The 13233-nt window shown below is 64.0% G+C and carries 12 protein-coding genes; 9 read left to right on the forward strand and 3 right to left on the reverse strand.

All coding sequences use genetic code 11. The features are described 5' to 3' along the window. Positions 1 to 3 precede the first annotated feature (3 nt). Positions 4 to 2277 (reverse strand): hypothetical protein, encoded by a 2274-nt coding sequence (locus AB2B41_RS04930; protein ID WP_367876637.1) that lies wholly within the window; start codon positions 2275 to 2277, stop codon positions 4 to 6. Between the two features lie 141 nt (positions 2278 to 2418). Here AB2B41_RS04930 and AB2B41_RS04935 point away from each other — a divergent pair, with 141 nt between their 5' ends. Further along, positions 2419 to 3111: a thiamine diphosphokinase gene (locus AB2B41_RS04935; protein WP_367876638.1), complete on the forward strand. Its 693-nt coding sequence runs from the start codon at positions 2419 to 2421 to the stop codon at positions 3109 to 3111. On the opposite strand, the gene AB2B41_RS04940 is transcribed toward AB2B41_RS04935, so the two are convergent. Together AB2B41_RS04940 and AB2B41_RS04945 are read right to left on the reverse strand one after the other, a co-directional pair. Next, on the reverse strand, positions 3044 to 3970 hold the full coding sequence (locus tag AB2B41_RS04940; RefSeq protein ID WP_367876639.1) for a DMT family transporter: 927 nt from the start codon (positions 3968 to 3970) through the stop codon (positions 3044 to 3046). The genes AB2B41_RS04935 and AB2B41_RS04940 overlap by 68 nt on opposite strands. A 153-nt stretch (positions 3971 to 4123) precedes the next feature. Continuing rightward, on the reverse strand, positions 4124 to 5533 hold the full coding sequence (locus AB2B41_RS04945) for a diguanylate cyclase domain-containing protein (protein WP_367876640.1): 1410 nt from the start codon (positions 5531 to 5533) through the stop codon (positions 4124 to 4126). Positions 5534 to 5633: 100 nt separating this feature from the next. On the opposite strand from AB2B41_RS04945, the gene AB2B41_RS04950 reads away from it, so the two are divergent. The 8 genes from AB2B41_RS04950 (at position 5634) to AB2B41_RS04985 (ending at position 13231) form a co-directional block, all read left to right on the forward strand. Then, positions 5634 to 5918, forward strand: a complete 285-nt coding sequence (locus AB2B41_RS04950) for a DUF3572 domain-containing protein (RefSeq protein WP_367876641.1) — start codon at positions 5634 to 5636, stop codon at positions 5916 to 5918. Then, on the forward strand, positions 5915 to 6625 hold the full coding sequence (locus tag AB2B41_RS04955) for an HAD family hydrolase (RefSeq protein ID WP_367876642.1): 711 nt from the start codon (positions 5915 to 5917) through the stop codon (positions 6623 to 6625). Before AB2B41_RS04950 ends, AB2B41_RS04955 begins: the two co-directional genes overlap by 4 nt. A 94-nt stretch (positions 6626 to 6719) precedes the next feature. Continuing rightward, a complete protein-coding gene (locus tag AB2B41_RS04960; protein ID WP_367876643.1) occupies positions 6720 to 8282 on the forward strand; it encodes a trimethylamine methyltransferase family protein in 1563 nt (520 codons plus the stop codon). Positions 8283 to 8413: 131 nt separating this feature from the next. Then, the gene (locus AB2B41_RS04965) at positions 8414 to 9001 is read left to right on the forward strand and encodes a heme NO-binding domain-containing protein (protein WP_367876644.1); all 588 of its coding nucleotides are present in this window, start codon (positions 8414 to 8416) and stop codon (positions 8999 to 9001) included. Continuing rightward, positions 8998 to 10032, forward strand: coding sequence for a diguanylate cyclase domain-containing protein (locus AB2B41_RS04970; protein WP_367876645.1), 1035 nt, complete (start codon positions 8998 to 9000; stop codon positions 10030 to 10032). Before AB2B41_RS04965 ends, AB2B41_RS04970 begins: the two co-directional genes overlap by 4 nt. A gap of 77 nt (positions 10033 to 10109) precedes the next feature. Beyond that, positions 10110 to 10805, forward strand: a complete 696-nt coding sequence (locus tag AB2B41_RS04975) for a GntR family transcriptional regulator (RefSeq protein ID WP_367876646.1) — start codon at positions 10110 to 10112, stop codon at positions 10803 to 10805. A 7-nt stretch (positions 10806 to 10812) separates the two neighbouring features. Further along, positions 10813 to 11727 carry a dihydrodipicolinate synthase family protein gene (locus AB2B41_RS04980; RefSeq protein WP_367876647.1) on the forward strand — a complete coding sequence of 305 codons (915 nt, stop codon included), beginning with the start codon at positions 10813 to 10815 and terminating at the stop codon, positions 11725 to 11727. A gap of 4 nt (positions 11728 to 11731) precedes the next feature. After that, a complete protein-coding gene (locus tag AB2B41_RS04985) occupies positions 11732 to 13231 on the forward strand; it encodes an aldehyde dehydrogenase (RefSeq protein ID WP_367876648.1) in 1500 nt (499 codons plus the stop codon). Positions 13232 to 13233 lie beyond the last annotated feature (2 nt).

Below are 13233 nucleotides of genomic sequence, written 5' to 3' on the forward strand. Positions count from 1 at the left end.
AAGTCAGCCCGCGGCGCGTTCGTCGGGACGGTAGCCAATGTCGTCGGAGACGGTGAACCGGCCGCCGCGGATCTTCTCGATCTTGCCCGAGCGCAAAAGTTGGCCGAAGGAACGCAACCCTTCCTCGCGGCTGAAGCCGTCGTATTCGGTCACCTGGCGCACCTTGGTCATCAGCTGCGGGCGCGAGAACTGTTCCCGGCCTTCGACGAAGGACAGGTAGGCGGCAGCGGCCTCCAGCAGCTCGGGCAGGCTGTTTGCCCCCATGTCTGCTGCGAAATCGGCAAAGCTTTCGCCATCCCCGCCGTCCTGCGCGGCATCCGCCATCGCAGCCACGCGGCGCGGGCGGACGGGGCCAGCATTGCCCGGCCTTTCCACGTCGATGCGCTGTTCGGCCACCAGTTTGAGCGGTGCCGGGCGCGACTCCTCGGGACGCTCGGTGCGTGCCTCTGAGGCGACGGGGCGACGCGGGCGCACCACCTCGGCCAGATCCTCGCGGTAGGCACCGGTGGTGCCGAAGCCTTCGGCTTCGTCCTCGATGGTCGAATCGGCCTTCTTCGCGGCGACGGCGGCCCGCAGATGCGCAAAGGCGTCGCGGCGCGTGGCGCTTTCGGGCTCGTCCATCTTGTGATCGGTCTCGGCCAGCAGCCGGTTCATGTCGCCGCCTGCATCGTCGTCGATTGAGGGCAAGCTCTTGCGGGCCGCGCGGGCAGAAGGCTCTTCCTCTTCTGCCAGGTCCTCCGCGTCTTCTGCCACGGCTGCCTCCGCATCCTCATCGTCGGATGCTGCTGCAACGGCATTGTCCTCTGCCTCTTTCGCCTCGGCGGCGATGTCGTCTTCAAGCTCGGCCAGCTCGCGCACGAGGTCTTCCTCGTCTTCCCGCGAGAGCGCGGTTTCACGGCGCTTTGCGGGCGCCACCGCATCGAGAACGCTTTCGTCCTCGGCAGTTTCCGTGTCGTCCTCGTATTCCTCGAGTTCGCCCTTTTCGATGGCCGCTTCGAGATCGGCGCGCTTGACCTTGATCACGCGCGCGCGGTGAGGTGCGGCGGCCACGGACTCTTGATCGTCGTCCTGCGCGGTGTCGGCCAGCGCATCCTCGTCTTCCGAAACCAGCGTGCCCTCGTCCTCATCGAAGAGGTTGCTGACCGTGTCCTCGAGGCTCATGTCCTCATCTTCGTCCTCGACCTCTGCCGTCTCCTCGAGCGACAGGTCGTCTTCGTCTTCGTCTTCGTCCTCTGCTGTCTCCTCGAACGAGAGTGCATCTTCGTCTTCGTCGCCGGTATCGATCAGCGCTTCGTCCGCGATATCTTCCGGTGTCTCCGTAAGGCGGCTGAGGATGGCGCTCACGTCGTCGTCTTCGTCCTCCTCGTCCTCAAGCGACAGGGCGTGCAGGTCGGATGTTTCGTCCTCCTCCAGGGCCTGTTCGATGTCCGCACGTGCCTCGGCGATCAGCGCGGGCGAGCCTTCGGAACCGCTTGCCTCGGCGTGCTCGTCCTCGAGGTAATCGTCCTCCTCATCCGCTTCCTCGTGCTGGGCGACGACCGCGCGGATGCGCTGAAGCTTGGCCGCGATGCTGTCCGGGGCGGGGGCTTCTGCAGCTGCTTCCTCGACCTCTTCCGCCTCAATGGTATCGGTATCGTCGAGTGCTTCATCGGTGGCGTCGGCGAAGGTCGCACTTTCGGCAAAGAACGCCTCGACCTCGGCATCGGGCTGGCCGGGAACGATGTCCGGCACATCCTCGGTCGCGACATCGGCGATGGCGGCATCGGCAAGCGCGGTGGTGTCTTCGATCAGCGCCGTGGTGATCGCAACGACGTTCTCGTCGGTGACATCGGGGGCTTCGGCCACGTCGATCGACTGGGTCTCGATTGCCGCGGTCTCCAACGTGTCTTCGGGTGCATCTGCCTCTGGCGCATCGGCAACGGCAGGAGCATCGGCTGCCGTCGCTACAGGCGCAGCCTGTTCTGCGGTCACGAGGGGGGCCGCGATGGCGGCGGCCTCGGCTGGCTGCGGGGCGGGGGCGGCATCTTCCAGCGCGCTCAGGACGATCTTGCCGTCCTGCTGGCGGGCCTGTACGCGGCGCGCCACCTCTTTCTCGGCGATACGGGCCAGCATCTCGGCATCGGGCTGGGGCGGTTCGGCCCCGAAATAGCGGTCATCGGCTGCTAGATCGCGGAAATATTCCGCGATGGCCTTCATGGTGCCAAAGGAATCCTCAAAGCCTTCGAGGGTGCAGGAAAAGGTGCCGTAGGATACCGTGAGTATCTTGTTATTATTCATCATCGGATGCTCGTCCTCTGCGATTTTGCAAGCTACCGTTTACCACGATATCCAAGACCAAAGCGGCCCGAATCTGTGGATACCACCGTATCATTTCGTGGCGAGATTGTGATCTGTTTCCAAAAACCGCAGTAATGGCCCATGACTGATCCGATTGTTCACAGTGAGACACCCGTCACGCTTGTAGGTGCTGGTGACGCTACGCCAGAGGACCTGCAGAATTCGTTAACGCTGGCGCCCACTTGCGTGGCGGCCGATGGCGGTGCCGCGCTGTGTCTGTCGGCCCGGGCCGAAATTGCGGCGGTGATCGGCGATTTCGACTCGATCAGCGCCGAGACCCTGGCGCAAATCCCGCCGGAACGGCATTTCGAGATCACCGAACAGGTCAGCACGGATTTCGAGAAGGCGCTGATCCGGATCGCGGCCCCCCTCGTCCTTGGCGTCGGGTTCCTTGGCGGTCGGATCGATCACCAGCTTGCCGTGTTCCATGCGCTCAGCGCCTTTCCGGAGCGCCGCTGCCTGCTGCTTGGCCACGAAGAGGTGGTCTGTCTCGCGCCGCCGCGGATCGAGTTGCCGATGCAGCCGGGCGAGCGTGTCTCGCTTTTTCCCATGGCTGCTGTCACGGGACACAGCGAGGGGCTGCACTGGCCTATCGAAGGTCTGGACTTTGCGCCCGCGTCCAGGATCGGCACCTCCAACCGGGCGTTGGGCCCCGTCTCACTGAGCTTCGGGAGCCCCGATATGCTGCTGATCCTGCCGCGGCGGCTTATGCCGGCGTTGGTTGCGCGGCTTTCGCCGCCAGATGCTGCGCGGTGGCCCGCTCGCGCAGGATGACATAGAGGCCGGCCGCCATGGTGATGGCAATGCCAAGGCTTGCCAGCGGGTCGGGTATCTCATTGAAGATCAACAGCCCGATGACGGTGGCAAAGGGGATCTCCAGGTATTGCATCGGCGCGAGCGTGGCCGAGGGTGCGTATTGCAGCGCCCATGTCATCAGCAGATGCGCCAGCGTGCCAAGCACCCCGATGGCAAGCAGTAGCATCCACTGGGTTTGGCTGGGCAGGATCAGCATCTGAGGTGCCCGCTCCCAGAACGTGGCGAGCAGAATCACCGGCAGGATGAGCACAACCGCCATCACGCCGCTGATGGCCTGCAGGCCGATGGGGTCCGTCTCGCGTGCGATCTGGCGGGTGATCAGCATGAAAACGGCGAAATTCGCGGCGACGAGAACCGGCAGGATCGCGGGCCAGCCGACCTCGGCGAAACTGGGCTGCACCACCAGAAGCGTGCCGAGAAAACCCACTCCACAGGCCAGAAGCCGTCGCAGGCCAACCTCTTCGCCCAGAAAGAACCACCCCAGCAGAAGCATGAAGAACGGCATGACGAAGGCAATGGCGACCGCATCGGCGAGGGGCAGGTAACGCAGGGCCGTGAACATCAGGGCGATCCCGACGATGTGCAGGACCGTGCGCAGCAGTGCCAGCCAGAACACACGGCCCGCCAGTCGCCAAGCGCGCCCTGCAAACCAGATCAGCGGAAAGAGGATCGCCGCCTGAAGCGCGAAGCGCAGCAGGACAACCTCGGCCAGCGGCACGCTGCTGCTGAGCAGCTTGGCCACCGCATACCCCATGGGTGCGACGATGCAGAAACCAAGCATCAGCAGGATGCCGAATATGGGGCGATCGCTATGCATGGCGAAAAATTATGCCGATCTCGGGCGGGACGCAACTTTTAGTTGTTTCGCATTTTGCAATCTTCGCGATGGTTGCGGCAGTGGTCATTCTTTCAATGACTTAACGCGCGCCTGTTCCGTGGGGAAACGCCGTCTTTGCCTGTCCGGCACCCGTCAGGCAGCCGGACGGCCAAGGGTGACCTGATTCCTTCCACCACCTTTCGCCGCATACAGCGCCCGGTCGGCCTGCGCCAGCAGCGCCTGACCGGTGGTGGCCGCATCCGGCTCCGCCAGCGCTCCCTCCTCGGAATTGCCGACCGCCATGCCGATGCTGATGGTCACGGGGATCGCCGTGGCGCTGCCCGGGATGACGAAGGGCGCGGCCGCGATATCCTCACATATCCGCACCGCGATGCCTTGCGCCTCAGGACGGGTGGTGCCTGGCAGGATCACCATGAATTCCTCCCCCCCGATCCGGGCAACCATGTCGGTCGCGCGGAGGGCCCGCCGCAGGCGGTGCGCAACCTCGATCAAGACCGCATCGCCCGAGGCGTGGCCATAGCGGTCGTTGATGCGCTTGAAGTGGTCGAGATCGGCCACCATCACCGCGAAGGGGCGCCCGGTGCCCGCTGCATGGGCCGCGACACGGTCCAGATGCGGCATGGCGTAGCGCCGGTTGTAGAGCCCCGTCAGCGGATCGAAAACCGCCGCCTGCAGCCCGGTGCGCACCGTGGCGCGCAACTGCTCGCTCATCCGCTTGCGCCGCATCACCGCCTTGATCCGCAACGCCAGTTCCGCGGCATCGAACCCGTCCGTCATCAGGTCGTCCGCACCAAGGTCGAGTGCGGTGGCCCCGACCGCCGCCTCCTTCGCGGTCTGAAGTGCAATCACGCCCACGTGCCGTGTTCGCGCGCCGGCCCGCAAGGCCGCGATCAGCCGCAGTTCCTCCATCGCCACGTCCACTGCGGGCGGCAGGACTAGGACAAAGACGTCAGGCACTTTCTCATCGGCGCCCTGGCGCATCAGCCCCCCGGCAGAAGCGAGGGTCAGCTTCGTGCGCAGGACCGGCCGTATCTTCATGGCGAAAGACTGCAACTGCGGCGTGTCGCTGCCGACCAGTACGCAGTGCCCCTGTTCCTCGAAATCCGAGGCAGGCTCCGCCAGACCGAGTGCGCGGCATGTATCCTCGCGCATCTGCCATTCCGCTGCGGCACCATGGGCCCGGATCAGGCTGCGCACCCGGGCCAGCAAAAGCGTCTCTTCCACCGGCTGGCAGAGAACGTCCTGGACCCCCGCCTCAAGGGTGCGCAGCCGCAGGCCCGCTTCCGGCTGGCAGGCCGTCGCGATCAGCGGGATGTGTTCTGTCGTGGGCACCTTGGCCAGGGCGGTACAAAGCTCGGCCGCGCCACCATCGGGCAGCGAAAGGGCTGCGAGGATCAGGTCGGGGGCGTCGCTGCGGACCAGGGCGATCGCATCTGCCATCGTCGTTGCCTGCAGCACATCGTAAAAGGCCGTCTGAAGCTTGACCTTGAGAACAATGCGATTTGTCGCGATTGCATCAACGATGAGGATTTTGCCCTGCACGCCGCCAGCCTGTCCCTTACAAAATGCCGTTTCCTGCGACAGTCTTTGGGCGTATTGGTTAACAAAGCGTTTCTAAGGTATAGAAAAAGCGAAGAAACCGATGACCTATTCGCAGGAAACCGCCGAGACACTCGCGCTGCAGGCCCTTGGCTGGCTTGCGGCCCACGAAGACCTGCTGCCGGTCTTCCTGGGCAGCACCGGGGCATCGGAGGCCGATCTGAGGGAACGCGCGGCGGATCCCGTCTTTCTCGCCGCGGTGCTGGATTTCCTGATGATGGACGACGCCTGGGTCATGGCGTTCTGCGACGAGCATTCCTTGCCCTACGAACGCATCATGCTGGCCCGCGCGGCCCTGCCGGGCGGCGAGCAGGTGAACTGGACATGAGCGGGATCAGGGGCCTTGTCTTTGACAAGGACGGCACGCTTTTCGATTTCGCGGCGACATGGGAGGCCTGGGCGAAGGGGTTGCTCAAAAGGCTCGGCGGTAACGATCTTGCGCGTGTTCAGAGACTTGGACAAGCTATTGAATTCGATATGCAAACAGGCAAGTTTGCCCCAACCAGCGTGGTCATTGCCGGAACCGCGGGCGAGGTCGCGGACGCGCTGGTGCCACATGTTCCTGAACTGCCGCAGGCGCGCCTTCTCGATCTGATCAACGAGGAGGCCGAGAGCGCGCCCCAACATCCCGCCGTGCCCCTGCCGCCCCTTCTTGGCCTGCTGCGCGCGCGCGGCCTGCGGCTGGGGGTGGCGACAAACGACGCCGAGGCGCCGGCACGGGCGCACCTTGCCCAGGCGGGTGTCACCGACCTTTTCGATTTCATAGCGGGGTTCGATTCCGGCCACGGGGGCAAGCCCGCCCCCGGCCAGCTTCTCGCCTTCGCCCAAGCCGTCGGCCTTCCGCCCGCGCAGATTGTCATGGTGGGCGACAGCACCCATGACCTGCAAGCCGGTCGCGCGGCCGGAATGACCACCATCGGCGTGCTGACCGGACCAGCCCGGCGCGAGACCCTGGCGCCCCTGGCCGATGCGGTGCTGCCCGACATCGGCCACCTGCCAGACTGGCTGGACGCGCGCGATACCGATCCGATCTGAGCATCTCGGCCTAAAACGACACGGGCGGTCGCGAACGGGAAGGCCCGCGCGCCTGCCTTGGGGCCTTCTGACCCCAGTGCAGGAGGACCGAACCATGGCTGATGCGACGACCAAGCGCAGAACACGCGGCGGCGGACGGGCAGGGGCGAAGGACCGGCGCGGCACGGCGGTCATCGAACAGATGCCCTGGAAGCCGCCCGTGAACATCGACGCCCCCACTGAACCGCTGGGCCCCGAGGGCGTCGAAGCCATTCACGATGGTGCGATGCGCATCCTCGAGGAAATCGGGATCGAGTTCCTGAATCCCGAGGCCTGCGACATCCTGCGCAAGGCGGGCTGCACCGTCGATGGCGAAAACGTCCGCATGGGCCGGGACTTCGTCATGGAATGGATCGCGAAGGCCCCGTCGGAATTCACCCTCACGCCCCGCAACCCCGACCGCACGATCACCGTGGGCGGCCGTAACCTGCTCTTCGGGAATGTCTCTTCCCCGCCAAACTACTGGGACATGGCCATCGGCAAGAAGGTCCCCGGCACGCGGGAGATGTGCCAGAACCTGCTCAAGCTGACCCAGTACTTCAACTGCATCCACTTCGCGGGCGGCTACCCGGTTGAACCGGTGGACATCCATGCCTCGGTCCGCCACCTCGACGTGCTCTTTGACAAGCTGACGCTGACCGACAAAGTGATGCATGCCTATTCGCTGGGGGCCGAGCGGGTCGAGGACGTGATGGAGATGGTGCGTATCGCGGGCGGGCTCAGCCACGAGGAATTCGACGCCACGCCGCGCATGTACACCAACATCAACTCCACTTCGCCGCTCAAGCACGACTTTCCGATGATGGACGGCTGGATGCGGCTGGCGCGCCGGGGGCAGGGGTTGGTTGTGACGCCTTTCACGCTGGCGGGGGCGATGGCCCCGGTCACAATGGCAGGGGCGGTGGCGCAATCTTTGGCCGAGGCGCTCTGTGCCGTGGTGCTGGCGCAGATCATCCGCCCCGGCTGTCCGGTGGCGATCGGCACCTTTACCTCAAACGTGGACATGAAGTCCGGCGCACCCGCCTTCGGCACGCCCGAATACATGCGCGCCACCCAGATGACCGGGCAGATGGCGCGGTTCTACAATCTGCCGCTGCGGTCTTCCGGGGTCTGCGCGGCCAACGTGCCGGACGGACAGGCGATGTGGGAGACCTCAAATTCGCTCTGGGCCGCCGTGCAGTCGGGCACCAACATGGTCTACCACGCCGCCGGATGGCTGGAGGGTGGGCTGATCGCTTCACCTGAAAAGTTCATCATGGACTGCGAAGTCCTTCAGCAAATCCAGCGCTACATGGAGCCCGAGCTCTGCGCCACAGGTCCCGACGAGATCGCCCTCGACGCGATCAAATCCGTGGGCAACGCGGGCCATTTCTTTGGCATCCAGCATACGCAGGATCGTTATACCACAGCCTTCTACCAGCCCTTCCTTTCGGATTGGCGCAACTACGAGGGCTGGGAGGTGGCGGGCGGCATCTGGACCGCCGAACGCGCGCATCATATTTTCAAGGAAATCATCACCAGTTTCGAGCCGCCTGCAATAGACCCGGCCATCCGCGAGGAGCTCGCCGACTTCGTCGCACGCCGCAAGGCCGAGGGCGGGGCGCCGACGGATTTCTGAAACCGCGCCCTTGCTTTCGGGCTGCGTGTATGACGGTGACCTGCAAAACAATTTAGAATCCGAAATGTTGGCCGAATATTAACCTCGGCCCCCGATGCTTCCCCCATGGGGTGCATCGGAGAAACCTGGCCATGATTGGTCTGATCAATCGCAGCATTCAGCTTTTCGTCACCTATGCCTACGGTGCGGAAGCCTGGGCCAGGGTTGCCCTTGCCGCCGGGCTCGATTTCACCGAGTTCGAAGCGATGATGCAGTACGATGACAGCCACACGCCCCGGCTGCTGGATGCCGCCGCGCAGGTGCTCGAACAATCGCGCGACGAGGTGATGGAAGACATCGGAACATTCATCGTCTCTCACCACGGTTTTGAGGGGGTCCGCAGGCTGCTGCGTTTCGGCGGGATCGACTTTGTCGATTTCCTGCATTCCCTAGACGATCTGGACGAACGCGTGCGCCTTGCGGTGCCCGATCTCCACCTGCCCAAGCTCGAACTGATGCCCCATCGCGACGGCGGTTTCAGCCTGCTTTGTGATGCCTCCATCACGGGTTACGGCAACGTCATGATGGGGCTCTTGCGGGCGATGGCCGACGACTACGGCGCGCTCGTGCTGCTGGAACATACCGGCACCCACCGTGGCAAGGAAATCGTCTCGATCCGCGTGATCGAAAGCGATTATTCCGAGGGGCGGCGCTTCGAACTCGGGGCCTGCACCGCATGAACCTGCTCGGGCATTCGTCGCCGCTCGACGTGCTTTGCCCCATGCACCTCGTCCTTGACGCGGATGGCATGATCCTGCACGCCGGTCCCACGCTGCAAAAGATGTTTCCCGAAGGCTCCCCTGTCGGCAGGAACTTCATCGAGTTGTTCGAGGTCAAGCGACCGCCAGCCTTTGCCATTGCCAAGGCGCTGCCAGTCACTGCCGAACAGAAGCTCCACATCCAGCTTCGCCAGGAACCTCATACCTCGCTCAGGGGTATCCTGGTGCCTGACGGGGAGGGGATGGGACATGTGGTGGTCAACCTCAGCTTCGGCATCTCCATTGTCGAAGCCGTGCGGGACTTCGCCCTCACGAATGCGGATTTCGCCGCAACCGACCTCGCGATCGAGATGCTCTACCTCGTAGAGGCGAAAACCGCGGCGATGGAGGCCTCGCACCGCCTGAACAAGCGCCTTGAATGGGCCAGGATCGCCGCCGAGGAACAGGCTTTCACCGACACGCTGACCGGGCTCAAGAACCGCCGCGCACTCCATACCGTGCTCAATCGCCTGATCGCGGCGCGGGCTGTCTTCGCGGTCATGCAGATCGATCTGGATTACTTCAAGACCATCAACGACACTCTCGGCCACGCGGCGGGCGATCATGTCCTGCAGACCGTGGCCAGGATCATGGTCGAGGAAACCCTCGAGCAGGACGTCGTGGCCCGCGTCGGCGGTGACGAATTCACCGTTGTCCTGCCCGATGTCCGAAACGAGGAAAACCTGCGCAAGGTCGGGCAGCGGATCATCGACAGGCTGGAAGAGCCGATCCCCTTCGAAGGAACCGACTGCAAGATTTCCGCCAGCATCGGCACCGTCTGGATACAGACAGGCACGCCGCCAAGCATGGAAGACCTGCTCTCCGATGCCGATGTCGCCCTCTACGCCTCCAAGAACGCGGGCCGTGCGACCCAGACGATCTACTCTCCGGAATTGCGCGAAGCGGCGAATGCGGTGATTTCACCGGCGACAAGAAACAGGGATTTCGCCTGACCTGAGTTCTGTACACAAATTGTATAAAATGCTAACACATCGCCGACTCATCTTTGACAGAGCGGCGGAGTGCAGACGTGTCCGGAAAGCTGAAGACATCGAAATCCGATCTTGTCGACCATCTGCGTCACGCCATCCTGACGCAGCAACTGGCCCCCGGTGCCGATCTGGACGAGATGAGCCTCAGCGCCGAATGGCAGCTGTCGCGTACCCCCTTGCGCGACGTGCTGCGCCAGCTTGCCGGTGAGGGCTACGTCGATATCCGCCAAAACCGGGGCGCCCGTGTCGCCGAGATGAGCCACAGGACGCTGCGAGACTTCTTCCTGGCCGCCCCGATGATCTACAGCGCGATCCTGCGGCTTGCCGCCACCAACGCCAGCGACATCCAGATCGCCGCGCTGAAGGACGCGCAAAAGCGCTTCAAGGAAACCTTGCGCAACGGCGATATCGCGGCGCGGGCGCTGGCGAACAACCACTTCCACGACATCACCGGGCAGATGGCGGGCAATGTCTATCTGCTGCCCAGTTTCCAGAGGCTGCTGATCGACCATGCCCGCATTTCCATGACCTTCTTCCGCCCGCGCGATACCGAGACAGCCAGAAACCTGGACCTCGCCAGCCAGCAGCACGACGCCATCATCGCGGCGATCGAGGCGGGCGATGCCGATGCGGCAGGGGAACTGGCCACCGCCCACTGGAATCTGTCGCGCGACAACATCGAACACTACGTTATGCCAAGGGGCCTTGACCTGCCTCTCGGCACGACCGGCTGAGGACCCCATGACCCCCATCTTCCGATTTGAAGGGATTTACACCCCCATCGTCACGCCACTCGGGCCGGACGGCAGCTTCAACCGCGACGCTTTGGCCGACCAGGTCGAACATCTGGTCGAGGCAGGCGTTCATGGGATCATCTCGGGCGGCTCCACCGGCGAGAATTACGCCCAGACCGTGGAGGAACGGCTGGAACTGGCGCAATTCACCCATGAACGGATCAGGGGCCGCCTGCCGATGATCGTCGGCACCGGCACCATGCGCACACCCGACAGCATCGCGCTCGCCACCGGCGCGCGCGAGATGGGGGCGGACGCGATCCTGCTCGCTACGCCGCCCTACGCGGTCCCCACGGAACGGGAGAACGCGCTCAACGCGCTCGCCATCGACCGCGCGGCAAACCTGCCGGTGATGCTCTACAATTATCCCGGCCGCATGGGCGTGAACATGGGCGAGGAGTTCCTCGACCGCGTCGGCCGATCCCGCAACATCTGCGCGATCAAGGAAAGCTCGGGCGACATCAACCGGGTGCATCTGCTGGCCCGCGACTACCCGCATATCCAGATGTCCTGCGGTATGGACGACCAGGCGCTCGAATTCTTCGCCTGGGGCGCGCGGTCGTGGGTCTGTGCAGGCTCAAACTTCCTGCCGCATGAACATATCGCGCTCTACGAGGCCTGCGCCGTCCAAGGCGATTTCGACAAGGGCCGGCGCATCATGTCCGCCATGATGCCGCTCATGCGCGTGCTGGAGCAGGGCGGCAAGTTCATCCAATGCGTCAAGCACGGCACCACCATGTCCGGGATCGACAACGGCGGAGTACTGCCGCCGCTGAAGCCGCTCAATAAGGACGACAAGCGCGCGCTGGAGCAGGTGATCCGCACGCTCAAGACAACCATCGCAGAGATCGTGAAGGGGTAGGGACATGGGACTGCTAACAAGCGAAGAATACGCCGCTCTGGCCGCGAACATGACCTTCGCCACAAACGCCTTCATTGATGGCGGCTACCGCCCCGCGGCCTCGGGCAAGACCTTCGAGACGATGAACCCGGCCACGGGCGAAAAACTTGCAGATGTGGCGGCCTGCGGAATGGAAGATGTGGATTTCGCGGTCGCCAGGGCGCGCGAGGCGTTCGAGGGCGGGCGGTGGGCCAAGGCCCACCCGACCGAGCGCAAAGAGGTCCTGATCCGCTTTGCGAAGCTGCTCACGCGCAACGCCCGCGAGCTGGCGGTCATGGAAAGCCTCGACAGCGGCAAACCGATCTACGACTGCGAGACCGTCGACATCCCCGAGATGATCCATTGCATCAAGTGGCATGCAGAAACCATTGACAAGATGTACGATTCCGTCGCCCCGGCGTCTGACGATCATATCGCCATGGTGGTTCGCGAACCCGTCGGCGTGGTGGGTCTCGTCCTGCCGTGGAACTTCCCTCTCCTGATGCTCGCCTGGAAGATCGGCCCGGCGTTGGCTGCAGGCTGTTCCGTCATCGTCAAACCCGCCGAGGAAACCTCGCTCACTGCGTTGCGCGTTGCGGAACTCGCCCATGAGGCGGGTGTGCCACGCGGTGTGCTGAACGTGCTGCCCGGAATGGGCCCCGATGTGGGAGAACCGATCGGGCGGCACATGGACATCGACATGGTGAGCTTCACCGGCTCCACCCAGACCGGCAAGCGCTTCCTTACCTACGCGGGCGAGAGCAACGCCAAGGAAATCGTTCTGGAAATGGGCGGCAAGAACCCCTGCATCGTCATGGACGACGCCGAGAACCTCGACCGGGTGGCCGCGCATATCGTGAACGGGGCCTTCTGGAACATGGGCGAGAACTGCTCGGCCATCTCCCGGCTGATCGTGCATAAATCCGTCAAGGGTCCGCTCATCAACAAGATCACCGCCCATGCCCGCGAATGGCCTTTGGGCGATCCGCTGGATCCCGAAACGCGGCTGGGCACGATGGTGTCCAAGCGCCATTTCGACAAGGTTGCCAGCTACTTGCAGGATGCGCCCAAGGCGGTTGCGGGCGGCGATACCCAAGGCGATGCCTTCATCGAGGCCACCGTGATCGAAGTGCCGGACAACACGCACCGGCTTGCGCGCGAGGAAATCTTCGGGCCCGTGCTCAGCGTTATCGAGGTCGCCTCCTTCGACGAAGCCATCGCCGTCGCCAACGACACCGACTACGGTCTCTGTGCCTCGCTCTTCACGGCCAACGCCAAGCGCGCCATGCGCGGCGCGCGGATGCTGCGGGCCGGCACGGTGACGGTGAACAGCTACGGTGAGGGCGACATCACCACCCCCTTCGGCGGCTTCAAACAGTCGGGTTTCGGCGGCCGTGACAACGGCATCCACGCCCACGATCAGTACACGCAACTCAAGACCATCTGGTTTGACCTCGCCGATGATACAGACGAGGCGGTGGGCTGACG

Source organism: Sulfitobacter sediminis, assembly GCF_040811725.1.
In the GTDB taxonomy this organism is placed as follows: domain Bacteria; phylum Pseudomonadota; class Alphaproteobacteria; order Rhodobacterales; family Rhodobacteraceae; genus Sulfitobacter; species Sulfitobacter sediminis.